This window comes from Tessaracoccus terricola, assembly GCF_054776555.1.
The window spans coordinates 775,761-798,571 of the sequence record NZ_BAAHBS010000005.1; the positions used below are offsets into that span (position 1 = coordinate 775,761).

19 protein-coding genes are annotated in these 22,811 nt (G+C 69.5%); 17 read left to right on the top strand and 2 right to left on the bottom strand.

The window, feature by feature from the left end; all coding sequences use genetic code 11:
* Nucleotides 1-34 precede the first annotated feature (34 nt).
* A complete protein-coding gene (locus ACYU7G_RS13525) occupies nucleotides 35-604 on the top strand; it encodes a hypothetical protein (protein ID WP_461108672.1) in 570 nt (189 codons plus the stop codon).
* A 39-nt stretch (nucleotides 605-643) separates the two neighbouring features.
* The gene (ligA, locus tag ACYU7G_RS13530; protein WP_461108674.1) at nucleotides 644-2,755 is read left to right on the top strand and encodes an NAD-dependent DNA ligase LigA; all 2,112 of its coding nucleotides are present in this window, start codon (nucleotides 644-646) and stop codon (nucleotides 2,753-2,755) included.
* 7 nt (nucleotides 2,756-2,762) lie between these two features.
* Here ligA and ACYU7G_RS13535 read toward each other — a convergent pair whose 3' ends face one another.
* A complete protein-coding gene (locus ACYU7G_RS13535) occupies nucleotides 2,763-3,995 on the bottom strand; it encodes a GNAT family N-acetyltransferase (RefSeq protein ID WP_461108676.1) in 1,233 nt (410 codons plus the stop codon).
* Nucleotides 3,996-4,059: 64 nt separating this feature from the next.
* On the opposite strand from ACYU7G_RS13535, the gene ACYU7G_RS13540 reads away from it, so the two are divergent.
* Entirely contained in the window at nucleotides 4,060-4,506 is a 447-nt protein-coding gene (locus tag ACYU7G_RS13540) for a ribose-5-phosphate isomerase (RefSeq protein ID WP_461108678.1), read from the top strand.
* 6 nt (nucleotides 4,507-4,512) lie between these two features.
* Here ACYU7G_RS13540 and ACYU7G_RS13545 read toward each other — a convergent pair whose 3' ends face one another.
* Entirely contained in the window at nucleotides 4,513-5,517 is a 1,005-nt protein-coding gene (locus ACYU7G_RS13545) for a LacI family DNA-binding transcriptional regulator (RefSeq protein ID WP_461108680.1), read from the bottom strand.
* Nucleotides 5,518-5,671: 154 nt separating this feature from the next.
* Here ACYU7G_RS13545 and arfA point away from each other — a divergent pair, with 154 nt between their 5' ends.
* The 14 genes from arfA (at nucleotide 5,672) to ACYU7G_RS13615 (ending at nucleotide 22,810) form a co-directional block, all read left to right on the top strand.
* Nucleotides 5,672-7,186, top strand: coding sequence for an arabinosylfuranosidase ArfA (gene arfA / locus ACYU7G_RS13550; RefSeq protein WP_461108682.1), 1,515 nt, complete (start codon nucleotides 5,672-5,674; stop codon nucleotides 7,184-7,186).
* Nucleotides 7,179-8,522, top strand: a complete 1,344-nt coding sequence (locus ACYU7G_RS13555; RefSeq protein WP_461108684.1) for an extracellular solute-binding protein — start codon at nucleotides 7,179-7,181, stop codon at nucleotides 8,520-8,522. The genes arfA and ACYU7G_RS13555 overlap by 8 nt, the downstream gene beginning before the upstream one ends.
* Nucleotides 8,522-9,538, top strand: coding sequence for a carbohydrate ABC transporter permease (locus tag ACYU7G_RS13560; protein WP_461108686.1), 1,017 nt, complete (start codon nucleotides 8,522-8,524; stop codon nucleotides 9,536-9,538). Before ACYU7G_RS13555 ends, ACYU7G_RS13560 begins: the two co-directional genes overlap by 1 nt.
* Nucleotides 9,535-10,365, top strand: a complete 831-nt coding sequence (locus tag ACYU7G_RS13565; protein WP_461108688.1) for a carbohydrate ABC transporter permease — start codon at nucleotides 9,535-9,537, stop codon at nucleotides 10,363-10,365. Before ACYU7G_RS13560 ends, ACYU7G_RS13565 begins: the two co-directional genes overlap by 4 nt.
* Before the next feature lie 5 nt (nucleotides 10,366-10,370).
* Complete coding sequence (locus ACYU7G_RS13570) at nucleotides 10,371-11,408, top strand: glycoside hydrolase family 43 protein (RefSeq protein WP_461108690.1); 1,038 nt, start codon at nucleotides 10,371-10,373, stop codon at nucleotides 11,406-11,408.
* Between the two features lie 26 nt (nucleotides 11,409-11,434).
* Entirely contained in the window at nucleotides 11,435-12,259 is an 825-nt protein-coding gene (locus ACYU7G_RS13575; protein WP_461108692.1) for an Fpg/Nei family DNA glycosylase, read from the top strand.
* Nucleotides 12,260-12,334: 75 nt separating this feature from the next.
* A complete protein-coding gene (locus tag ACYU7G_RS13580) occupies nucleotides 12,335-13,471 on the top strand; it encodes an ROK family transcriptional regulator (RefSeq protein ID WP_461108694.1) in 1,137 nt (378 codons plus the stop codon).
* Between the two features lie 115 nt (nucleotides 13,472-13,586).
* Nucleotides 13,587-14,891, top strand: a complete 1,305-nt coding sequence (locus ACYU7G_RS13585; RefSeq protein WP_461108696.1) for an extracellular solute-binding protein — start codon at nucleotides 13,587-13,589, stop codon at nucleotides 14,889-14,891.
* 79 nt (nucleotides 14,892-14,970) lie between these two features.
* Nucleotides 14,971-15,957: a carbohydrate ABC transporter permease gene (locus tag ACYU7G_RS13590; protein WP_461108698.1), complete on the top strand. Its 987-nt coding sequence runs from the start codon at nucleotides 14,971-14,973 to the stop codon at nucleotides 15,955-15,957.
* Nucleotides 15,954-16,796: a carbohydrate ABC transporter permease gene (locus ACYU7G_RS13595; protein ID WP_461108700.1), complete on the top strand. Its 843-nt coding sequence runs from the start codon at nucleotides 15,954-15,956 to the stop codon at nucleotides 16,794-16,796. The genes ACYU7G_RS13590 and ACYU7G_RS13595 overlap by 4 nt, the downstream gene beginning before the upstream one ends.
* Entirely contained in the window at nucleotides 16,793-18,280 is a 1,488-nt protein-coding gene (locus ACYU7G_RS13600; protein ID WP_461108702.1) for a glycoside hydrolase family 3 N-terminal domain-containing protein, read from the top strand. Before ACYU7G_RS13595 ends, ACYU7G_RS13600 begins: the two co-directional genes overlap by 4 nt.
* Before the next feature lie 46 nt (nucleotides 18,281-18,326).
* Nucleotides 18,327-19,529, top strand: coding sequence for an MFS transporter (locus tag ACYU7G_RS13605; RefSeq protein WP_461108704.1), 1,203 nt, complete (start codon nucleotides 18,327-18,329; stop codon nucleotides 19,527-19,529).
* Between the two features lie 63 nt (nucleotides 19,530-19,592).
* Nucleotides 19,593-20,309, top strand: a complete 717-nt coding sequence (locus ACYU7G_RS13610) for an HAD family hydrolase (RefSeq protein WP_461108706.1) — start codon at nucleotides 19,593-19,595, stop codon at nucleotides 20,307-20,309.
* Nucleotides 20,309-22,810, top strand: a complete 2,502-nt coding sequence (locus ACYU7G_RS13615) for a glycoside hydrolase family 65 protein (RefSeq protein WP_461108708.1) — start codon at nucleotides 20,309-20,311, stop codon at nucleotides 22,808-22,810. Before ACYU7G_RS13610 ends, ACYU7G_RS13615 begins: the two co-directional genes overlap by 1 nt.
* Nucleotide 22,811: the final 1 nt, after the last annotated feature.

Genomic DNA, 22,811 nt, shown 5'->3' on the forward strand with positions numbered 1-22,811 from the left:
GCCCGCGCGATACTGCCCCTGCTAGCTTCAGGGCATGACCACGGGACCGAAGCGCACCTTCCGTGTGACGCTGTTCGGGCCGGGCACCCTGACGGGCATGCGCATCGTGGTGGGGGTGCTGGGCCTGTTGTTCATCATCCCGCTGCTGGCCTTCCCCGTGACCTTCATGCAGGCGGGGGAGGAAGAGCGCCTCGGGCTGGTCATCATGATGGTGCTGGCCGCCCTCGTGTTCGGGCTCCCCGCCTGGGCCGCCATGCGAATCCTGCGCAACCCGCCCCGCGATGCCTTCGAACTGGACGACGCCGGGCTGCGGCGCGTCGATGGGAATCTGGACTGGGACCTGTCTTGGTGGCAGGTGAGCGGCATCGGTCTGCGCATCGTCCGACGTGGGAGGTGGCGAACGTCCCGCAGGATCTCGCTCGAGATCGAGCCGGCCGTCGGCGCTACGGTCAAACTGCCCGGTGCGCTGCAGGATGGGTGCGTGGCCCGGGTGCGGCTGCCTGACGACTTGTTCTCCAAGACGGATCCGCAGGTGGTCCAGGACCTCGACGAGGCCCTGCGCGTCGTCGTCCCGCACCTGTACCAGGGAATCCGACGCGACTGAGCCCGGCGCAGTGTCTGCCCGCTGTGTCAGCATTGGCACATGATGATGGCCACGCCGAACGCCCCCGAGCCCACTGACGAGCTGCGCCAGCAGTGGACCGAGCTCAACGGCCTGCTCGAGGCGGCCCAGGAGGCCTACTACGGCGCCGACGCCCCCACCATGGCCGATGAGGCCTACGACGAGGCGATGCGCACGCTGCAACAGCTCGAGGCCGAGCATCCCGAACTGGTGGCGCCCGACTCGGTCACCCAGAAGGTGGGGGCCGCCCGGATCACCGACTTCAAGCCCGTCGAGCACCGGCGGCGGATGCTCAGCCTGGACAACGTCTTCAGCGACGAGGAACTCACCGCCTGGCTGACCCGAACCAACGCGGCGCGCTTCCTGTGCGAACTCAAGATCGACGGGCTGGCCGTCAACCTCCTCTACGTCGACGGCCGCCTGCGGATCGGCGCCACCCGCGGCGACGGCCGCGTGGGTGAGGACGTGACCCCCAACGTGGAGACCGTGCGCGGCATCCCGCACCGCCTCTCCGGCGACGACTGGCCCGCCGAGCTGGAGGTCCGCGGGGAGATCTTCTTCCCAGTCGCAGACTTCGAGGAACTCAACGCCTCCCTGGTGGAGGCGGGCAAGGCCCCGTTCGCGAACCCCCGCAACACGGCCGCGGGATCCCTGCGCCAGAAGGACCCCAGCGTCACGGCCAGCCGCAAGCTCCGCATGATCGTCCACGGCGTGGGGGAGCGCTCCGGACTGGACGTCGGATCGCAGAGCGAGACCTACGCCAAGCTCGCCGAGTGGGGGCTGCCCGTCAGCGAGCGCTACAAGGTGGTCACCTCGGTGGCCGAGGTGGAGGAGTTCGTCGCGTACTACGGCGAGCACCGCCACGACGTGGAGCACGAGATCGACGGCATCGTGGTGAAGGTGGACGACTTCGCCGAGCAGGCGAGGATGGGCACCACCTCCCGCGCCCCGCGATGGGCGATCGCGTTCAAGTACCCGCCCGAGGAGGTCAACACCAAGCTCCTCGACATCCGGGTCAACGTCGGCCGCACCGGCCGCGTGACGCCGTACGGGGTGATGGAACCGGTCGTGGTCTCAGGATCCACGGTGGAGATGGCCACGCTGCACAACGCCTTCGAGGTGGAGCGCAAGGGCGTCCTGATCGGGGACACCGTCGTGCTGCGCAAGGCGGGTGACGTCATCCCGGAGATCGTGGCCCCCGTCGTCGCCCTGCGCGATGGCACCGAGCGCGCCTTCGTGATGCCCACCACCTGCCCGGCCTGCGGCACCGAACTGCGCCCGGAGAAGGAGGGCGACAAGGACATCCGCTGCCCCAACTCCCGGACCTGCCCCAGCCAGCTGCGGGAACGGATGTTCGCGCTCGCCTCCCGCTCCGGCCTGGACATCGAGGCCCTGGGGTGGGAGGGCGCGTCGGCGCTGCTCGGCTCCGGCCTGCTCACCGACGAGTCCGGGCTGTTCGACCTCACCGCCGACGACCTGGTCCGCACCGACTTCTACACCCGCGCCGCAAAGAAGTCCGAGCTGGAGCGTCCCGACGAACTGCCCGGCGGGATCCGCGACGGGCGGGTGCTCTCCAGCGTGGGGGAGAAGCTGCTGGCGAACCTGCAGGAGGCCAAGTCGCAGCCGCTCTGGCGGGTGCTCGTCGCGCTGTCCATCCGCCACGTCGGGCCCACCGCCGCCCGCTCGCTGGCCACCCGATTCGTCTCGATGGACGCCATCCGCGCCGCGTCGGTGGACGAACTCGCCTCCGCCGACGGAGTGGGCCGCGTCATCGCCGAGTCCGTGGTCGAGTGGTTCAAGGTGGACTGGCACGCCGACATCGTCGCCGAGTGGGCCGAGTCCGGGGTGCGGATGGCCGACGAGGTGGACGAGTCCGCGCCACGGACCCTGGAAGGCCTGACCATCGTGGTCACCGGCAGCCTCGAGGGGTTCAGCCGGGACGAGGCGAAGGAGGCCATCCTGTCCCGCGGCGGCAAGGCCTCCGGCTCGGTCAGCAAGAAGACCGACTTCGTCGTGGTGGGCGAGAACGCCGGCAGCAAGGCGGACAAAGCCGAGCAGCTCGGCCGGCCCATCCTCGACGAGGACGGTTTCCGCCGCCTGCTCGCCGAGGGGCCTGCCGCGTTCGTCGGGTAAGGGCAGGCTAGAAGATCGACGCGGCCACCGGGGGATGGGACTTGCCGAACAGTCGGCTCACCTTGGCCAGTCCCTCGGCAGAGCCCTCCGCCAGGCCCGCGGCAGCGAGGCCGACGGCGTCCTGGATGCCCGAGTAGAGCGGGGACAGGCCCTCCATGGTGAGCGTCGCGTCGGGTGCGTCGTCGGTGCGGGTGACCTCGGCCCGGCCGTCGGTGACACGGACCCGGTAGGTGCCGGTGCACCACTCCATCCGGTCGGTGAGGGCCAGCACGGCCTCTCCGTCGGTGTCGTAGGCGCGGCTGGCGAGGGCACGCTCGACGTCGAGGATGCGGATCCAGACCGTGTCGAACTCCTTTATGGTCTGCACGACGCGTGAGTCCACCATGGCCCACGGCAGCGGGTGGCGGGGGTCGTGGCAACGCGGCCAGACCACCTTCTCGTGCCCCTCCGCCTGGCCGATCAGGCGCAGCAGCTCGATCTCCGCGCGGGGTGTGAGGCCCAGCAGGTCGATGATCCGGATGTGGTCGTCCATGATCTCGAAGACCATCGTCGCGTCGGGGTTGCCGTCCTCGTCGTAGTGGACGGCGGCCCGCTCGTTGCGCGGTTTCTGGGTGGACCAGTCGAACTTCGAACCCCAGTAGTGGGCAGCGCGCCCCACGGACAGGAACTGTGAGCCGTGGAACTTCTCGAACAGTTCACGACGCAGTGACGTGATGCTGGTGGCGTCGGCGAACACGGCACGGCCGGTGGGCTCGGTGCGCAGCTGGAACCGGGATCCGGTGTTGATCTCGATCCGACGGGCGGTGGCGGTCACGCCGAACCCGAAGCGGCCGTAGATGCGGGCGTCGGTGGCGGTCAGGACCGCGAACACGTCACCGCGCTCGCGGGCCTCGGTCAGGTCTGTGGTCATCAGGCGGTTCATCAGGCCCCGGCGGCGGTGGCTCGCCTGGACGGTCACGTCGGTGATGAAGTTCGTGGGGGCCAGCTCGGTGCCGGTGTTGATGGTGCCGTCCCAGGAGGCGAAGGTGGCCACGGGATGGTCCTGGAGGCCGAAGGGGCGTTGCTCGTCGGCCATGATCCGGCGCAGGCGCGTTCTGTCCTCGCGGAGGTAGGAGTGCCACACCTCGAGACCCTGCTCGGTTGGAGGGGACTCGAAGAAGCCGTCGCGCATCGACGCGGCGTAGGTGCGCAGCTCCTGGGTTAGTTCAGCGGTAACGGGAATTGTCTGGACCTCAGGCATGCCAAAGACCCTAACGGTGGCCGAGACGTCCGTCGCGGAGTGTTCAGTGGAATAGATTGGGCCCATGCGAGTTCACATTGCCACCGACCATGCAGCCTTCGAGCTGAAGAACTACCTCGTCGCACGGCTCACCGAGGCGGGCCACGAGGTGGTCGACCATGGTGCCGAGACCTACGAGGCCCTCGACGACTACCCCGAACTGGTGATCCCCGCGGCAGAGGCCGTTTCAGCGGAGAGCGGAATCGGCATCGTGCTGGGCGGCTCCGGCAACGGCGAGCAGATCGCCGCCAACAAGGTGAAGGGCATCCGGGCCGCGCTGGCCTACAACCCCGAACTCGCACGTCTGGCGCGCGAGCACAACAACGCCAACATCGTCTCCCTCGGCGGGCGGATGCAGTCCCACGAGGAGGCCTGGGAGATCGTCGACACGTTCCTCAACACGCCCTTCTCCGGCGAGGAGCGCCACCAACGCCGCATCGACCAGATGCTCGCCTACGAGAACAAGGCCTGACGGGGCTCAGCCCCGGCCGACGGTGGACTCCCGGACCTCCAGGCGCCAGTCCACCACGACGTCCTCGACGTCGTCGGCGGTGCGCTCGATCAGCCCCTTGAGCAGCCGCAACACCTCTGAGACCAGCTGCTCCATGTCCGGGCGGACCGTGGTCAGCCGGGGGGTCGAGTAGCGGCCCTCGGCGATGTCGTCGAAGCCGGCGACGGCAAGGTCGTCGGGCACCCGCACCCCGGCGTCCGCGCAGGCGCGCATGGCCCCGATGGCCAGCAGGTCGTTGAAGCAGAAGACGGCGTCCGGGGGCTCCGACAGCGCCAGCAACTGCTCCATCGCCACGTAGCCGGCCTCGCGCTCGTAGTTCGGGACCCCGACGATCAGCGACTCGACGCGCGGCAGCCCCGCCTCGTCGAGCGCGGCGAGGTAGCCGTCGAGGCGCACCGACGCGGTGCCCTGCGCGGACTCGCGCCCGATCGCGGCGATCCGCCGCCTGCCCAGGCCGACGAGGTGCTCGGTCACCGCCCGGGCGGCCGCCACCGAGTCCACCGCGACGTGGTTGTAGCCGGTGGGGATCGCCCGCTCGCCCAGCAGCACCATCGGCACGGAGTCCTGCCGGGCCGCGATCTCCTCGGCGGTGAGGGTCAGCGGCGAGAACACCACGGCGTCGATCATGTGGGACTGCACCCCGGACAGCACCAGCCGCTCGGCCTCGATGTCCGCGTTCGTGATGTCCAGCAGCGGGATGAACCCTTTGGACACCGCGGCGCTGGAGAACAGGCTCGCGAGCTCGGAGAAGTACGGCGAGTCGAGGTGGGGCAGTGCCAGGGCGAGGAAGCCGCTGCGGCCGTACTTGAGCTGGCGGGCAGACAGGTTGGGCCGGTAGCCGAGTTCCGCGATGGCTCGGGCCACCTTCTCACGCGTCGACGGCTTGACGTGCTGGTAGTTGTTCACGACGTTCGAAGCCGTCTTCAGGGACACCCCCGCGTGCTCCGCCACGTCCCGCAGTCTGACAGCCATGCGGCTGATCGTATCGAAGTGGTAACGATCCGCCACTGATTTCGCGAACCCTCTGGACATGGAATGTCTCCCGTTGTAGAAATGGTCACAGACAGGTTTTACGTCCGTTGTAAATCGGGTGGCAAGGTCGCCGCCCGAAACCCGAGGAGCCCCAGTGACGCAAGCTTCCATCCGTCTGGACCCCGCCTTCGTGGTGGGCGAGGTCAACCGCCGCCTGTTCGGCACGTTCGTTGAACACATGGGCAGGTGCGTCTACACGGGCATCTACGAGCCCGACCACCCGACGGCCGATGAGCACGGCTTCCGCGGGGACGTGGCCGAGCTGGTGCGCGAGCTCGGGGCGACGGTGGCGCGCTACCCGGGCGGAAACTTCGTGTCCGGCTACAACTGGGAGGACGGCGTCGGACCGGCGGACGAACGTCCGCGCCGCCTGGACATGGCCTGGCGCTCCATCGAGACCAACCAGGTGGGGACCCACGAGTTCCTCGGCTGGTGCGAACGGCTAGGGATCGAGCCGATGCTGGCTGTCAACCTCGGCACCCGTGGCCTGGCCGAGGCCATCGAGTACCTCCAGTACGTCACGGGCGACGCCGACGTGGAACTCACCCGACGCCGCGTCGCCAACGGCCGCGCCGAGCCCTGGGACGTGCGGCTGTGGTGCCTCGGCAACGAGATGGATGGCCCCTGGCAGATGGGCCACAAGGAACCGCAGGAGTACGCCCGCGTGGCCCAGGAGGTGGCCAACGCCTTCCGGCGGATGGACCCCGGGCTCGAACTCGTCGCCTGCGGCTCCTCCAACCGGCAGATGGAGACCTTCGGCACCTGGGAGCGGGTCACGCTCGAGGCGTCGTTCGACATGGTGGACCACATCTCCGCCCACGCCTACTACGAGCCCGTCGACGGCGACGTCGCCTCCTTCCTGGCCTGCGCGGAGGACATGGACCGGTTCATCAAGGAGGTGGTGGCCACGGCGGACCACGTCGCCGCGGTGAAGGGCTCCGACAAGCGCATCGGCGTCAGCTTCGACGAGTGGAACGTGTGGTACCAGTCGCGCTTCGGCGGCGAGACCTCGCTGCCGCACCAGGAGGCGCCCCGGATCATCGAGGACGTCTACTCCACGCTCGACGCCGTCGTCGTCGGGTCCCTGCTGATCACGTTGCTGCGCAACACGGACCGGGTGGCCGTGGCCTGCCAGGCGCAACTCGCCAACGTGATCGGTCCGATCATGACCGAGCCGGGCGGCCGGGCCTGGCGCCAGAGCATCTTCCACCCGTTCGCCCTCACAGCGAAGCACGCCACCGGCAGGGTGCTGCAACTGGCCGTCGACTCACCCCGGATCCAGACCGAGCAGCACGGGCCCGTGGAGCAGGTCTGGGCGACGGCAACCCATGACGAGGCGAACGGGGCCGTGACGGTCTTGCTCGCCAACCGGTCCCTGACGGACGACATCGAGGTTACGGTCGACCTGTCCGCCCTCGGGGACCCGAGCCTGGTGGAACACCTCCAGGTCCACACCGACAACGCGGCCGAGGTCAACACCGCTGATGACCCCGAACGCGTCCGTCCCCACGCGGGAACCTCCCGCGTCGCGGACGGGATCCTCACCATCGCAGCGCCGGCAGTTTCCTGGCACTGCGTCCGACTCACCGAAGGGAAGCACAATGCGTAACATCTCCCGCCGCGGATTCCTCGGCAGCTCACTCGCAGTCGGTACCGCCGCCGGCCTCACGGCCTGCGGAGGCCAGAGCATGCAGCAGGACCCGGACGACACCACCGACCCCCAGCCCACTTCCACCGGCGACGGCGGCTCGGCCGGCTACGACGGACCAGCCGTCGAGCTCCAGTTCTGGAACGGCTTCACCGGCGGCGACGGGGCGTTCATGAAGACCCTCGTGGACCAGTTCAACGAGGAGAACGCCAACATCGCCGTGTCCGTGCGCACGCTGCAGTGGGCCGACTACTACGAGACCCTCCCAACCGCGGTGCAGGCCGGCCGCGGGCCGGACATCGGCGTCATGCACGTCGACTCGGTCGCCACCAACGCCGCCCGCGAGATCATCCAGCCGCTCGACGACGTGGCCTCGGCCCTCGAACTGACCGCCGACGACTTCGCACCCGTGCCCTGGGAGGCCGGCCTGTACAAGGACGTCCGCTACGCGATCCCGCTCGACGTGCACCCGCTCGGCTTCTTCTACAACAAGACCGTGATGGACCAGGCCGGGCTGGACCCGGACAACCCGCCGATGGACCTCGACTCCTACATGGATGCGCTGGACAAGCTGAAGACGGCAGGCATCCAGGGCCACTGGACCTCGCCGTTCCCGTTCACCGGCGGACTGACGATGCAGTCCCTGCTGTGGCAGTTCGGCGGCGACCTGTTCAACGCCGACGCCACCGAGGCCACCTGGGCCGAAGCCCCCGCGGTGGAGGCCTACACCTGGTGGCAGAACCTCGCCAAGGACGGGCACTCCCCGCAGGAGGTGGCCCAGGATGCCGACTTCATCGCGCTGCAGAACGGCCAGACCGCGTTCAACTGGAACGGCATCTGGTCCATCAACACCCTGAAGGAGAAGACCGACCTCGAGTGGGGCGTCAAGCGTCTGCCCAACATCGGCGGCACCCCCGCCGCCTGGGCCGGATCCCACCAGTTCGTGCTGCCCGTCCGGCAGAGCGCCGACGAGAACAAGGACCAGGCCTCCCGTGTGTTCCTGAACTGGATCTCCGAGCAGTCCCTCGAATGGGCAAAGGGCGGTCAGGTGCCTGCCAGGAACTCGGTCCGCGAGTCCGAGGAGTTCCAGGCCCTTCCCGAGCAGGCCGAACTGGCAGCGCAGATCGACGACCTCCACTTCCTGCCGGCCGTGCCCGGCATCGGCGACGCCATGGTGGAGTGGGACAAGGCGCTCAACGAGATCACCCTGGCCGGCCAGGACATCGCCGCCTCCCTCGACCAGTCGGTGGAACGCGCCAACAAGATTCTCGAGGACAACGCCAAGCGGTACGGCTGATGACCACCACCGCCACCACTGGAGCGGGCGGCGGGGGAGCGGCACCGGAAGCCGGGCGGGGGCCGGAGGGCCCCCGCCGTCGCGGCAGGGGGATCCGGGGCTCCGTCTGGACGCCCCTGGCGTTCCTCGCGCCCTACCTCGTCCTGTTCGCCATGTTCATCGTCATCCCCGCCTTCTACGGCATCTGGATGAGCCTGCACGCCTGGGACTTCGTCATGCCCGACAAGCCCTGGGTCGGGCTGCAGAACTACGCCCAGCTGTTCGACCAGGCCTCGCTGCAGTTCGAGCCCTTCTGGAACGGCATGCTCGCCACCGGCACGTTCACCCTGTGGAGCGTCCCCCTGCTGATCGTCGCGCCGCTCGGGCTCGCGCTGCTGCTGCACCGCCAGTTCCCGGGGCGCACGTTCTTCCGGGCCGTGTTCTTCGCCCCCTACGTGCTGGGCGTCGCCGTCATCGGCCTGATGTGGAAGTACCTCCTCAACGGCAACTTCGGACTGGTCAACCACCTGTTGGGCACCAACATCCAGTGGACCACCACGCAGCCCTGGGCCTGGATCGGGCTGGTGGGGGTGACGGTGTGGTGGACCCTCGGGTTCAACGCCATCATCTACCTCGCCGGCCTCGGTGACATCCCCCAGGAGCAGTACGAGGCGGCCTCGCTCGACGGCGCCTCCGCCTGGCAGAAGTTCTGGTACGTGACGCTGCCCGGCTTGCGACCCGTGCTGATCTTCATCATCATCACCACCACACTGGCCAGCGCCAACATGTTCGGCCAGTCCTACCTGATCACCGACGGCGGCCCGACCGAGACCACGCGGACGGCGATCATGGTGATCACGGCAACGGGCTTCTCGCAGAACCGCCCCGGCGAGGCGGCCGCCATGAGCTACATCCTGGCGCTGTTCCTGGCCGTGGTCTCCGTCATCAACTTCTGGCTGATGCGTGACAAGGACGCCGCCCGCGAGGAGAAGCTGCGCCGCCGGGAGCGCAGGAACCAGGAAGGAGCCGGCTCATGAGCAGGGCTACGCGCAACCCGCTGTTCTGGATCCTGCTGGTGGTCCTGTCCCTGGTGTTCATCGGACCCATCACCTTCATCCTGCTCACTTCGCTGAAGCCGATGATCGAGGCCCAGTCCGTGCCGCCGACGATCATCCCGGAGACCTGGACCCTGCGTGCCTACGAACAGCTGTTCTTCATCGACGACGCCTCTCCCGTGCTGCGGTGGTTCCTCAACTCGATGGTGGCCGCCACCCTGCACGCGCTGCTCGTCGTCACGGTCTGCTCGCTGGCGGGCTACGCCCTGGCCAGGATGCAGTTCCGCGGCAAGAACGTCGTGTTCGGCATCATCATCTCCACGCTGCTCGTGCCAGGGTTCGTGTTCCTGATCCCGAACTTCGAGATGCTGAACCGACTCGCCTGGCTCGACAGCCTCGCGGCCATCGTCGTGCCCGGTGCCGCCGGCGCGTTCGGGGTGTTCTTCATGCGGCAGTTCTTCCTGCGGCTCCCCATCGAGTTCGAGGAGAGCGCCCGCATCGACGGGGCCGGCCCGTTGCGCACCTTCGTCTCCGTGGTGCTGCCCAACACCAGGGCCGCGCTGGTGACGCTGTTCATCATCAGCTTCCTCGCCAACTGGAACGACTTCATCTGGCCGATCTACGTGCTCTTCAGCGACTCCAACCTCACCCTCCCGGTGGGCCTGAGCCGGCTGCAGGGCGCCTACACCATCGACTATCCGGTGGTGATGGCCGGAGCCATGGTGGCGGCCATCCCGGTGCTGGTCATCTACGCCTTCGTCCAGCGCTACATCATCGCCGGCGTCGCGAGCTCCGGACTGAAGGGATGAGGCCGGTGCGAGCAACCGCAGCCGCAGTGGCGCTGCTGGCGGCAGGACTCCTGACCGCCGGGTGCGCGCCGCAGGAAACAGCAACCGAGGAGACCCCAGTGACCACCACCAGCGAACCGTCCACACCCGAGGAGGGCGAGGGGTTCACCAACCCGGTCTACCCCTACAACTTCCCGGACCCCCAGATCATCGCCGACGAATCGGGTGGCTACCTGGCCATCGCCACCAACGGCAACGGCTTCAACGTCCAGACCCTGCACAGCGACGACATGGTCACCTGGACCGAGGGTGACGACGCCCTGCCGAGCCTGGCGTCGTGGTCCTACCCCGGCAAGGTGTGGGCGCCGGAGATCATCCGCTGGGGCGACGGCACCTACCGCCTCTACTACACCACCCGCTCCCCGGACCCGGAGTGGCAGTGCATCTCCGTGGCCGTCTCCGACACGCTCGCCGGGCCCTACGTGGACTCCAGCACCGAACCGTTGGTCTGCGAACTGGAGGAGGGCGGCTCCATCGACCAGTCGCCGTTCATCGCCTCCGACGGGACGGCCTGGCTCTACTGGAAGAACGACGGCAACGCCAAGGGAGTGGACACCTGGATCCGGACCCAGCGGCTCACAGAGGACGGTCTCGGCGTCACCGGCGAGGTGACGGACCTGCTGCAACAGGACCTGCCGTGGGAGGGGGAACTGGTGGAGGGCCCCGTCGTGGTGGAACTGGAGGGGACGTTCCACATGTTCTACTCGGGCAACGGTTTCTGGACGGACAAGTACGCCGTCGGCCACGCCACCGCGCCCAGCCCCACGGGCCCGTTCACCAAGTCGGGTGATCCCATCCTGGTCAGCAACGACGTCGCCGCCGGCCCCGGCCACAACCACATGATCGAGGTGGACGGGCAGTGGTGGATGGTCTACCACGCCTGGGAACCGGGCTTCATCGGCAACGATGCCATCGGCCGGCAGATGTGGCTGTCCGCCGTGGAGTTCGACGGTGACTCGGTTTCGGTGCAGGAGCCGATGGTGGACAACCCGCTCATGCCCTGAGGTTTGGCCACGGATAGGATCCGGACATGCCTGAAGGTCACGTCATCCACCGCCTCGCGTCCGCGCTCACCGACTCCTTCGGTGGGAAACCGGTGGAGGTGACCTCGCCCCAGGGCCGCTTCGCCGTCGAGGCCGAGCGCCTCGACGGATCCGTCCTGACCGGCGCCGAGGCCGTCGGCAAGCACCTGTTCGTGTCGTTCGACGTGCCGGAGCCGGCCCTGGTGCACATCCACCTGGGACTGATCGGGAAGCTGTTCGTCGGGCCGGGGGAGCCGTCCAAGGGGCAGGTCCGGCTCCGGATCACCGACGGGGACACTGCCGCCCACCTGCACGGGCCGCAGTGGTGCCGCTCCATCACCCGCTCCGAACGCGACGACGTGTTCGCCGCCAGCGGGCCGGACCCGCTGCGCCCGGACTCGGACCCCGAAGTTGGCTACCAGCGGCTGAAGCGCTCCGGCAAGTCCATCGCGGCCCTCCTGATGGACCAGAAGATCGCGGCCGGGGTGGGCAACATCTTCCGCGCCGAGGTGCTGTTCCGGCACCGGCTCAACCCCAACACGCCGGGCCGCGAGGTGGACCGCCGCACCTGGCAGGTCATCTACGACGACCTGGTGGGCCTCATGCACACCGCGGTCGGGGCGGGACGCATCGACACCGTCGTCGACGAACTCCACGGCCCCGATGCCCAGGGCCGTCCGCCCCGCGTGGACCGCCACGGCGGCGAGGTCTACGTCTACCGCCGCGCAGGGGACCCCTGCCTGGTGTGCGGCAAGACTGTGCGGACCGCGATGCTGGAGGGACGCACGATGTACTGGTGCGGCAACTGCCAGCGTCGCCGCCGCGCAGCTTGATACCCGCGGTGTGGACCGCACCCGCTGCCACCGGTGAGGTACTGTAAACAAAACTACTAGAGGTGGAGTGGTGTTGTGACGGGACCGAAGCCGGGTGTGCCGAGTCTGCTGCGTGAGCTCAATGACTCCGCTGCGTTGAAGCACATCATGCAGGTGGGCGGGGTGACCCGCTCGGAGTTGGCCGCCCACACCGGACTGTCCCGGGTGACCAGCTCCCAGGCCCTGACCCGGCTGGAGAGCCTCGGCCTCATCAGCAGCGGTGGCCGGCGTTCCGGGAGCCGCGGCCCGGCAGCAGAGCTCTACGTGCTCGCGCCCGGGGTGGGCTGCGCCGTCGGGGTGGCGCTGCACGCGCACGAGGTCCGCGCCGAGGTGGCGGACCTGACCGGCGAGGTCCTCGCGGCCGTGGCGTTCCCCCTCGATGACGCGCCCGTGGCCGCCTGCGCGAACGCCGTGCGTGCCGCGCTCTTCGAGGCGGGGGACGGCGTCGGCCCCCTGCTGGAGGCCACCGTCGCCACCCCCGGAGTCATCGACCCGACAACCGGAAACCTCACGTTCGCCTACGACCTGGGCTCCGAGACCGACCTCCGTGGGGAACTGGCCGCCGAGCTCGGCGTGCCGGTGTCCCTGGGCAACGACGTCCACCTCGCCGCGCTCGCGGAGCGCCGGGCCGGGGTGGCGGCGGGGGAGCGGGACTTCGTCCTGCTGTGGGTGGGGCGCGGCATCGGAATGGCCAGCGTCATAGACGGTGTGGTGCGCGTGGGCAGCAGCGGCGCGGCGGGGGAGATCGGCTACCTGCCCGTGCCGGGGGTGCCACTGCCGGGGCGGGTGGACAACCTCGAGCAGGGATCCTTCCAGCGAGTGGTGGGGGCGTCCGCCGTCGACGTCTTGGCCACCGAACACGGGATCTCGATGTCGGACCCCGAGTCAGTGGCGGCCAACGAGGCGTTCGTGACCGAACTCGGCCGCAGGATCGGGATGGGGGTGGCGGCCATCGGAACCATTCAGGACCCGGCCCTGTTCGTGCTGACGGGCGAGACAGTCTTCGCCGCCGGCGCCACGCTGCCCCCGGCCGTGTCCGAGGCGGCCGCCAGGATCGCGCCGGTCCATCCCCGGGTGGAACTGTCCGCACTGGGTGTCGAGGGCCCGGTGCGTGGCGCCGTGCTGCATGCCGTCGAGGAGGCCCGCGAGGTGCTCATGGGCCGCGTCAGGTAACGACTTCATCAAATCGCAGGATTCTTTCTGGAAAGTTTGTTGCTAGTGGTTTAGGCTGGTGGCACCGGACGGCGCAGCGACGCGCGGCGGTGAACCCAACGGAGGGACTGGAACCATGAAGACACGGCAGATCCTCGGGGCGCTGGCCATCAGTGCCCTCTTCCTCACGGCCTGCGGCGGCGACGCCGAGACCCCCGAAGACCCGGCGGACCCGGGCAACGAGCAGGGCCAGGAGGGCGAGGCCCCGGCGTCCGGCGAACTCACCGTCTGGCTGATGGACGGCAGCCAGCCCGAATCGGTGGTGGACGCCGTCAAGGCCCAGTTCAACGAGACCTACCCCGACGTCGAGGTGACGGTGGAACTGCAGCAGTGGGCCGGCGTGCAGGACAAGCTCACCACCGCCATGAACAGCGACGCCACCCCTGACGTCGTGGAGATCGGCAACTCCCTGACGGCGAAGTTCGCCGACTCCGGTCTGCTCTCGGACCTCACGGACCAGGCAGATGCCCTCGGCTCCGCCAACTGGCTGCCCGGTCTGGCCGCCAGCGGTGAGCTCGACGGCCAGCGCTACGGCATCCCGTACTACGGCGGCGTCCGCATCGTCATGTACAACACGGAGCACTTCGCCGAGGCGGGCGTGGAGGTGCCCACCACGCTCGACGAACTCGAGGAGGTGGCGGCCACGCTGGCCGAGGCCAACGGCGGCACCGACGCCGGCTACTCGGCCTTCTACTTCCCCGGCAAGTTCTGGTACGGCGCCCTGCCGTTCATCTGGGCCGAGGGCGGCGACATCGCCACCCGGGACGGGGACCAGTGGACCGGACAGCTCGACTCCCAGGAGTCCCGCGCGGGCCTCGAGCGCCTGCAGCGGCTGGTGGACACCTACTCCACGGCCCCCACCGACGGCGACGAGGTGTCCAACTGGGAGGTCTTCCAGGAGGACAACGTCGGCATGGTCATCGACTCCTGGTGGGCACCCGGTGCCGTCGCCGGGGTAGAGGGCTGGGAGGACAAGGTGGGCGCGTTCCCGTTGCCCGGCGTGACGGCGGACGAGACCGCACCCGCCTTCATGGGCGGCTCGGACCTGGCCATCCCCGAACGCAGCGACGCCAAGGAGTGGGCCGCCGAGTGGGTCCGCATCCTCACCGGCGAGGAGATCCAGACCCAGCTGGCCGCCGAGGGCGGGGTGATCCCGAACAACGAGGCCTCCTTCTCCGGGCACGAGGGCAACGACTTCCTCCTGGTCGCCGACGAGGCCGCACGGGTCTCCGCGTTCACCCCCGTCAGCCCGCAGTGGGGCAACGTCGAGGGCGAGGCCGTGATCCCGGACATGCTGGTGAAGATCCTCTCCGGCAGCGCCTCCATCGAGGACGCCACGGCCGAGGCCAACCAGCGCGTCACCGACATCCTCAACGGCTGACGAGACAGCCCAGACCCCTCCCAGGACGGTGGCGCCGCCGGTGCCGGCCGCGCCACCGTCCCTGCCCAGAAGGAAGGCCATGACAACCAACCAGTTGTCCATCGACGCGGGCCCGCGCGGTGCCGCGGAGACGGAGCCTGAGCAGGTCTCGGGCCCGGAGGGTGCCCCCGGGAACGGACGCCGGGCGCGGCTGCTGCCGTACCTGTTGCTGCTGCCGGCCACCGCCGTCGTGGCAGTCATGCTGGGCTACCCGATCTACCGGCTGATCGCCCTCAGCCTCACCACGGCGAGGCTGCGTGACCTGGTGCAGGGCTCCCACGTGTGGAACAACTTCGCCAACTACGCCGAGATCCTCGGCGACGACGCGTTCTGGGCGTCGCTGGGGCGCACCGTCGTGTTCGCGCTGACGTGCGTGGCGGCGACGATGGTGATCGGGATCCTGCTGGCGCTCCTGCTGAAGGAACTGCGCAGGGTGATGCGGCTGGTGGTCTTCGTCACCCTGCTGTGCGCGTGGGCGACGCCGCAGGTCACCGCCACGCAGGTGTGGCAGTGGCTGTTCGACACCCGCTACGGCCTCGTGAACTGGGCGCTGGTGGGCCTCGGGTTCGAGAGCTTCGACAACCACTCGTGGCTGGCCGAGCCCGTCTCCCTGCTGACCGTGGCCGGGGTGATCGTCGTGTGGGGAGCCATCCCGTTCGTGGTCCTGACCGTCTACGCCGGCCGCACGCAGATCTCGGAGAGCCTGTACGAGTCGGCCTCCCTGGACGGTGCGACGCGATGGCAGACGTTTCGGAGCATCACCGCCCCGATGCTGGCACCCATCCTCACCATGCTGGCGGCACTCAGCACCATCTGGAACTTCCGGGTGTTCACGCAGGTCTACCTGCTGCAGCAGGCCGGGGGCATCACGTCGGAGACCAACCTGATCGCCATCCACGCCTACCGCACCTCCTTCTCCGGCAACGACTTCGGGGTGGGGGCAGCGGCGTCGGTGGTGATGGTGCTGGTGCTGGCCGCCATCAGCACCTTCTACATCCGCCGGATCCTGAAGGAGGCGCAGCCGTGAGCCCCGCACTGCGCAAGCGCCTGCGGCGGGTGGTGCTCAACGTGGTCGCAGCGCTGGTGGCGCTGGTGATGATCTTCCCCGTCTACTGGATGACCACAACGGCGCTGAAGCCGAAGGAGGACGTGTTCACCCGCGACATCGTGCTGTTCCCCAAGTCGCTGACGTTCGGCCACTTCTCCCGCGTGCTGTCAGACCCGGGCTTCCTGCAGTTCGCCCGCAACAGCATCGTGGTCACCCTCGGTGTGGTGGCGGTGACCATGCTGTTCGGGTTCATGGCGGCCGCGGCCATGGCCCGCTTCGACTACCGGGGCCGGCGCGCCAGCATCGTGGCGGTGCTGTGCATCCAGATGGTCCCCGTCGAGGGACTGCTCATCTCGATGTACGTGATGCTGGAGAGCATGGGCCTGCTGGACCGGCTCCTCGGGGTGATGGCCACCTACCTCGCCCTGGCGCTGCCGTTCACCATCTGGACCCTGCGGGGCTTCATCGCCAACGTCCCCGCCGAGCTGGAGGAGGCCGCCCAGGTGGACGGCTGTTCCCGGCTGCAGTCGTTCTTCCGGATCCTGCTGCCGCTGGTGGCGCCCGGGGTGGCGGCGGCCAGTGTGTTCGCCTTCATCCTCGCCTGGAACGAGTTCGTGCTGGCCAACGTCGTGCTCCTGTCCGCGCAGAACCAGACCCTGCCGCTGTGGCTGGCGGGGTTCCAGTCCTCCTTCAAGGAGATGGACTGGAGCGGACTGATGGCCTCCTCCACGCTGTTCGCGCTGCCGGTGATCGTGTTCTTCGTCGCCGTCCAGGGCCGCATCCACGAGGGCGCCGCCGCCGGAGGGGTGAAGGGATGAGCGCGGAACAGGTCCGACGGCTCGCGCTCGGGGTCCTGCTGCCCGGGTTCGAGGGCACGCACGCCAGCGGCGTCCCCGGCTGGCTTCGGCAACTGGTGGCCGAGGGGTTGGCCGGCGTCACGGTGTTCGGGCGCAACATCGTCGCCCCGGACCAGGTGGAGAACCTGGCGGCCCTCACCACCCAGCTGCGCACCGGACGCGCCGACCTGCTGGTGGCGATCGACGAGGAGGGCGGGGACGTCACCCGTCTGGATGCCGCCACCGGCTCTTGGTTCCCGGGCCCCGGCACGTTGGGGCGGATCGACGACGTCGCGGCCACCACCCAGTGCCACACCATGCTGGCGGAACGCCTCGCCGCGGCGGGGGTGAACCTCAACTTCGCGCCCGTGGCGGACCTGGCCTCGGAGCCCGACAGTCCCATCGTGGGCACCCGGGCGTTCTCGCCGGACCCCGCGGTGGCGGCGCGCCACGTCGTCGCCTCGATGCGGGGCCACCTAGCGGCCCGGGTGGCGCCGGTGGTCAAACACTTCCCGGGCCATGGCGACACCACCGACGACAGCCACCTCGTGGTGCCGCGGATCACAGCCCCACTCACCACGCTGCGCGCCCGGGAACTGGTGCCCTTCGTGGCCGCCATCGAGGCTGGTGCACCGGCGATCATGACCGGACACCTCTTGGTGGAGGCCCTCGACCCGGAGCAGCCCGCCACGCTCTCCCCGGCCATCATCACGCGGCTGCTGCGGGAGGGGCTCGGGTTCAGCGGCGTGGTGGTCACCGACGGCCTCGACATGCATGCCATCAGCCGCGGCGTGGGCCGCCCCGAGGCGGTGGTGCGGGCGCTGCTCGCCGGGGTCGACCTGATGTGCATCGGCGGCGACAGCGTCAGCCACGCCGTGGTGGAGGAGATCCTCGCGGCGGTGGTGGCAGCAGTCGGGTCTGGGAGGTTGCCCCTGGCGCGGCTGGCCGAGGCCGCGCAACGCGTGGCCGGGCTGGCCTCCCGCTTCCGGGTCCGCCCCGCAGCACCTCCGGCACGCGGCCACGACCGCGAGGCGCTGGTGGCGTTGGCCCGGCGGGCGCTGCGCCTCATCGGTGACCCGGTGCCGGAACTGCTCGGTCCGGTGCTGGAACTGCAGAACCAGCCGTCCATCGTGGCCGGCCGGGTGGAGTTCGGCCTCGGGACCCACCTCCGACGGATCGCGTCCGCCGCCCACAGCGTCCGCCTCACCGCGGGGGACCCGCTGCCGGCGATCAGCGGCGAGGAACTCGTGGTTTGCGTCAGGGACAGCCACCTCAACCCGTGGCAGGCCAGGGCGGTGGCGCAGCTGCGGGCAGCCAACCCGGACCTGATCGTCGTGGACCACGGCGCCACCGCGGCCCCCGAGGTGCTGGGGCGGCGGGCCATCGTCGCCCCCGACTCCTCGGCGGCGGCGTCGGCGGCCGTGGCCCGGGTCCTGCTGAACTCTTCGATGGCGGTGCTGCGCTAGGGTTGCCCGGGCCCGAAACGGGCCCAAGGACCAGGACGGAGCCCACATGAGCGAACCCGGCCGTTCCCGCACGAGACTGGCACTCGGGGCCCTGGCGCTGGGTGGCTTCGGGGTGGGTGCGACGGAGTTCGTCGCCATGGGTGTCCTGCCGCAGATCGCCCAGGACCTGCTGCCGCAACTGTGGGCCACCTCGCCCGAGGACGCCATCGCCCGGGCGGGCGTCGTGATCACCGCCTACGCGCTGGGCGTGGTGCTCGGCGCCGCCACCATCGCCGCCGCCACCGCGAAACTGCCGCGCCGCTCCCTGGTGATCGCGTTCGCCGTGGCGTTCACCGTCGGCTCCCTGCTCTCCGCGCTGGCACCCACCTTCGAACTGGTGGTGCTGGCACGTTTCCTCGCAGGCCTACCCCACGGCGCGTACTTCGGGATCGCCTCCCTGATCGCCGCGGACCTGATGGGGCCCGGCAAGCGCGGCCAGGGCGTCGCGCTGGTGATGTCCGGCCTGACCATCGCCAACGTCGTCGGGGTGCCTGTGATCACGGTGGTGGGGCAGCAGTTCGGATGGCGCGCCTCGTACTTCATCGTCGCAGCCGTGTTCGCGCTCGCCACCGCCGCCATCGCGCTCACCGTTCCCCGTCAGCCGGGCAACCCCAATGCCACCATCCGGGCCGAGCTGAGTGCCTTCCGGCAGCCGCAGGTGTGGCTGGCGCTGGCCATCGGCTCCGTCGGGCTGGGCGGGTTCTTCGCCGTCTACTCCTACGTGGCGCCGATGGTGACCGAGGTGGCGGGGCTCGGCGAGGGCTGGGTGTCGGTGGCGCTGGTGTGCATCGGCTCGGGCATGACCGTCGGCAACCTCATCGGCGGCCGCCTGGCCGATTCCGGGGCGCTGCGGGCCATCCTCGTGCTGCTGCCGGTGATCGCCGCGTGGCTGGTGCTGCTGTGGCTGATCGCCCACAGCCCGCTGCTCCTGTTCGTCGCCCTGTTCGGCTTCGGGGCCGTGACCTCGGCGCTGGTGCCGTCCATCCAGACCCGGCTGATGGACGTCGCGGGGCGCGCCCAGACCCTCGCCGCGGCGCTCAACCATGCCGCCCTCAACGTCGGCAACGCACTCGGCGCGGCGCTGGGCGGGGCCGTGATCGCCGCCCAGTTTGGCTACCTCGCCCCCGCGTGGGTGGGGGTGGCGTTGGCGGTGCTCGGACTCCTGATCGCGCTCGTCAGCCGATCCATCGAGCGCCGCGGCCGCGCCTGAGCCAACGCGCTGCCGGTCACGTCCTCCCTTGGGCGGCGCCGATCGGTCGCTAGGGTGGCAGACATGGACCTGGGCCCGTACTCGGTATACCTGTTCGACCTCGACGGCGTGATCACGCCCACCGCGGAGGTGCACATGCGCGCGTGGTCCGAGATGTTCAACGGCTTCCTCGCAACCGTGGACGGGCAGTTGCCCTACACCGACGAGGACTACTTCCGGTTCGTCGACGGCAAGCCCCGCTACGACGGCGTGCGCGACTTCCTGGCCTCCCGCGGGATCGCCTTGCCGGAGGGCAGCAGCGACGACGCCGCCACGGCCCTGAGCGTGCGCGGCCTCGGGAACCGCAAGAATGCCACCTTCAACACCATCATCGACCGCGACGGAGTCGAGCCGTACCCCGGCACCGTCGCGCTGATCCGCGAGCTCGCCGGCCGCGGCGCGAGGCTGGGCGTGGTGTCGTCGTCGAAGAACGCGCCCGCCGTGCTGAAGGCCGCGGGACTCAGCGACCTGTTCCCGGTGGTGGTCGACGGCAACGTCGCACGCGAACTCGGCCTCCCCGGCAAACCGGCCCCCGACACGTTCGTGCACGGCGCCGCGGAGCTCGGCGCCACCCCGGCGGAGGCGGTGGTGCTCGAGGACGCGCTGTCCGGTGTGATGGCCGCGGCGGCCGGGGAGTTCGCGGTGGTGGTGGGCGTGGACCGCGGCGTCGGCCGCGACGCGCTGGTGGCAGCAGGTGCGGATCTCGTCGTCGCGGACCTGCAGGAACTGGTGGAGGGCTGATGCGAAGGATCGTCTCGTCGGACCCGCTCAACCGGTCCCGGTTCCCGATCGACCCGTGGCGGCTGGTGGAGAGCGAACCGTCCGCGCTCGACGTCGGCACCACAGAGACACTGTTCGCCGTCGGCAACGGCTACCTCGGGATGCGCGGCAACCCGGAGGAGGGCCGCACCTCGTACGCGCACGGCACCTTCATCAACGGATTCCACGAGACGTGGCAGATCAAGCACGCGGAGGAGGCCTTCGGCTTCGCCCACACCGGGCAGACCATCGTGCACGTGCCCGACAGCAAGCTCATAAAGCTCTACGTCGACGACGAACCGCTCACCCTGTCCGTGGCGGACCTGGACGAATACGAGCGGGCCCTCGACTTCCGCACCGGTCGGCTCGGACGGGACCTGGTCTGGCGCACCCCCGCCGGCAAGTACGTGCGCGTCACCTCCAAGCGGATGACCAGCCTCACCGACCGGCACCTGGCGCTCTACGAGCTCGAAGTGACCATGGTCAGCGGTGACGCCCCGATCATCGTCAGCTCCCAGATCGTGAACCGCCAGGACGGCTTCGACGACTACCGCCGGCCCGGCACCGACGAGGGCTTCGACCCGCGCCGCGCCGCCAAGTTCAACGGCCGCGTCCTGCAGCCGAAGGCCAACTGGTACCAGGGCGGGCGGATGGCGCTGGGCTACGAGACCACCAACTCCGGCATGACCCTGGGCGTGGCGGCGGACAACTACATCGACACCGAGAACGAGTTCGAGTCCTTCATCGCCACCGAGGACGACCTGGGCAAGCAGGTGTTCCGTGTGGAGGCCCGGGAGGGCGTGCCGATCAGGATCCGCAAGGCGGTGGCCTACCACACCTCCCGCGGGGTGCCCGTGACGGAGCTGTTCGACCGGTGCCGCCGCACCCTGGACCGGGTGCAGGACAACGGGTTCGAGTACTACTACGACCTGCAGCGCGAGTGGCTCGAGGAGTACTGGGCCAACACCGACGTCGAGATCGAGGACCAGCCGGCGGTGCAGCAGGCGGTCCGCTGGTGCCTGCTGCAGTTGGCTCAGGCGGCCGCGCGCAGCGACCAGATGGGCATCCCCGCCAAGGGCGTGACCGGCTCCGGGTACGAGGGCCACTACTTCTGGGACTCAGAGGTCTACCTGGTGCCGTTCCTGATCTACACCAACCCCGTCATGGCAAGGAACGCGCTCCGGTTCCGCGTGAACATCCTGCCGCAGGCCCGGGAACGCGCCCGCGTGCTCTCCCAGGACGGCGCCCTGTTCCCGTGGCGCACCATCAACGGCGAGGAGGCGTCGGCCTACTACGCCGCCGGCACCGCCCAGTTCCACATCGACGCCGACGTGGCGTTCGCGTTCTCCAAGTACCGCGACGTCACCGGCGACACCAGGTTCATGCACCGCGACGGCGCGGCCGTGCTGGTGGAGACCGCCCGGCTCTGGGCGGACCTCGGGTTCTGGCGGACCGAGGCCGACGGCACCGAGACCTTCCACATCCATGGCGTCACCGGGCCCGACGAGTACACCGCCGTCGTGAACAACAACATGTACACCAACGTGATGGCGCGTGGGAACCTGCGCGCCGCCGTGTCCCTCATCAGGGAGTTGGAGCGCGACGACCCGGTGGCGTTCCGCCGCGTCAACGACCACCTGGAGCTCCGCCCGGAGGAGGTGGTGGAGTGGGAGCGCTGCGCCGACGCCATGGTGGTGCTCTTCGACGACACCCTCGGCATCCACCCGCAGGACGAGAAGTTCCTCAGCAGCGAACTGTGGGACGTGGCCAACACACCACCTGACAAGTACCCGCTGCTGCTGAACTACCACCCGCTGGTGATCTACCGCTTCCAGGTCCTGAAGCAGGCCGACGTGGTGCTGGCCCTGTTCCTGCAGGGCGACCAGTTCACCCGGGAGGAGAAGCGCGCCGACTTCGAGTACTACGACCCGATCACCACCGGCGACTCCTCCCTCTCCGGGGTGGTGCAGTCCGTGATCGCCTCCGAGGTGGGCTACCAGGAGATGGCCATGGAGTACTTCCTCGGCGGCCTGTTCGTGGACCTGGCAGACCTCCACCAGAACGCCCGCGACGGCGTCCACATCGCCTCGGCCGGCGGGGTGTGGAACGCCCTGGTCTACGGCTTCGGCGGGCTGCGTGACTACAAGGGCCGCATCACCTTCGACCCGCGCCTGCCCGCCGAGTGGCCCAGCATGCGGTTCCCGCTGCAGATCCGCGGCTCCCGGATCCGTGTCCTGCTGGAGCGGGAGCGGATCTCGTTCACCCTCGAGAACGGCGGCCCGGTGGAACTGGCGGTGCGCGGGCAGGAAGTCGTCGTCGCATCCGAGACCCCGGTGGTGGTGGAACTGGCCGACCAGGGCGAGGTGCTCCCGTCGCTGGACGCCAAGCACCCCGTCACGGGTGGGCGCCGCGCCGACGGCTCCGTCATCACCGCGAACGTGCCCGAGTCCCACGACCAGCGCATCACCGGCGTCATCGACTGAC

What these genes read in the sequence shown, in the direction of transcription:
- ACYU7G_RS13525 (WP_461108672.1), top strand. Translation starts at nt 35, where the DNA reads ATGACCACGGGACCGAAGCGCACCTTCCGTGTGACGCTGTTCGGGCCG.
- ligA (WP_461108674.1), top strand. Translation starts at nt 644, where the DNA reads ATGATGATGGCCACGCCGAACGCCCCCGAGCCCACTGACGAGCTGCGC.
- ACYU7G_RS13535 (WP_461108676.1), bottom strand. Translation starts at nt 3,995, where the DNA reads ATGCCTGAGGTCCAGACAATTCCCGTTACCGCTGAACTAACCCAGGAG.
- ACYU7G_RS13540 (WP_461108678.1), top strand. Translation starts at nt 4,060, where the DNA reads ATGCGAGTTCACATTGCCACCGACCATGCAGCCTTCGAGCTGAAGAAC.
- ACYU7G_RS13545 (WP_461108680.1), bottom strand. Translation starts at nt 5,517, where the DNA reads ATGGCTGTCAGACTGCGGGACGTGGCGGAGCACGCGGGGGTGTCCCTG.
- ACYU7G_RS13555 (WP_461108684.1), top strand. Translation starts at nt 7,179, where the DNA reads ATGCGTAACATCTCCCGCCGCGGATTCCTCGGCAGCTCACTCGCAGTC.
- ACYU7G_RS13560 (WP_461108686.1), top strand. Translation starts at nt 8,522, where the DNA reads ATGACCACCACCGCCACCACTGGAGCGGGCGGCGGGGGAGCGGCACCG.
- ACYU7G_RS13565 (WP_461108688.1), top strand. Translation starts at nt 9,535, where the DNA reads ATGAGCAGGGCTACGCGCAACCCGCTGTTCTGGATCCTGCTGGTGGTC.
- ACYU7G_RS13575 (WP_461108692.1), top strand. Translation starts at nt 11,435, where the DNA reads ATGCCTGAAGGTCACGTCATCCACCGCCTCGCGTCCGCGCTCACCGAC.
- ACYU7G_RS13585 (WP_461108696.1), top strand. Translation starts at nt 13,587, where the DNA reads ATGAAGACACGGCAGATCCTCGGGGCGCTGGCCATCAGTGCCCTCTTC.
- ACYU7G_RS13590 (WP_461108698.1), top strand. Translation starts at nt 14,971, where the DNA reads ATGACAACCAACCAGTTGTCCATCGACGCGGGCCCGCGCGGTGCCGCG.
- ACYU7G_RS13600 (WP_461108702.1), top strand. Translation starts at nt 16,793, where the DNA reads ATGAGCGCGGAACAGGTCCGACGGCTCGCGCTCGGGGTCCTGCTGCCC.
- ACYU7G_RS13605 (WP_461108704.1), top strand. Translation starts at nt 18,327, where the DNA reads ATGAGCGAACCCGGCCGTTCCCGCACGAGACTGGCACTCGGGGCCCTG.
- ACYU7G_RS13610 (WP_461108706.1), top strand. Translation starts at nt 19,593, where the DNA reads ATGGACCTGGGCCCGTACTCGGTATACCTGTTCGACCTCGACGGCGTG.
- ACYU7G_RS13615 (WP_461108708.1), top strand. Translation starts at nt 20,309, where the DNA reads ATGCGAAGGATCGTCTCGTCGGACCCGCTCAACCGGTCCCGGTTCCCG.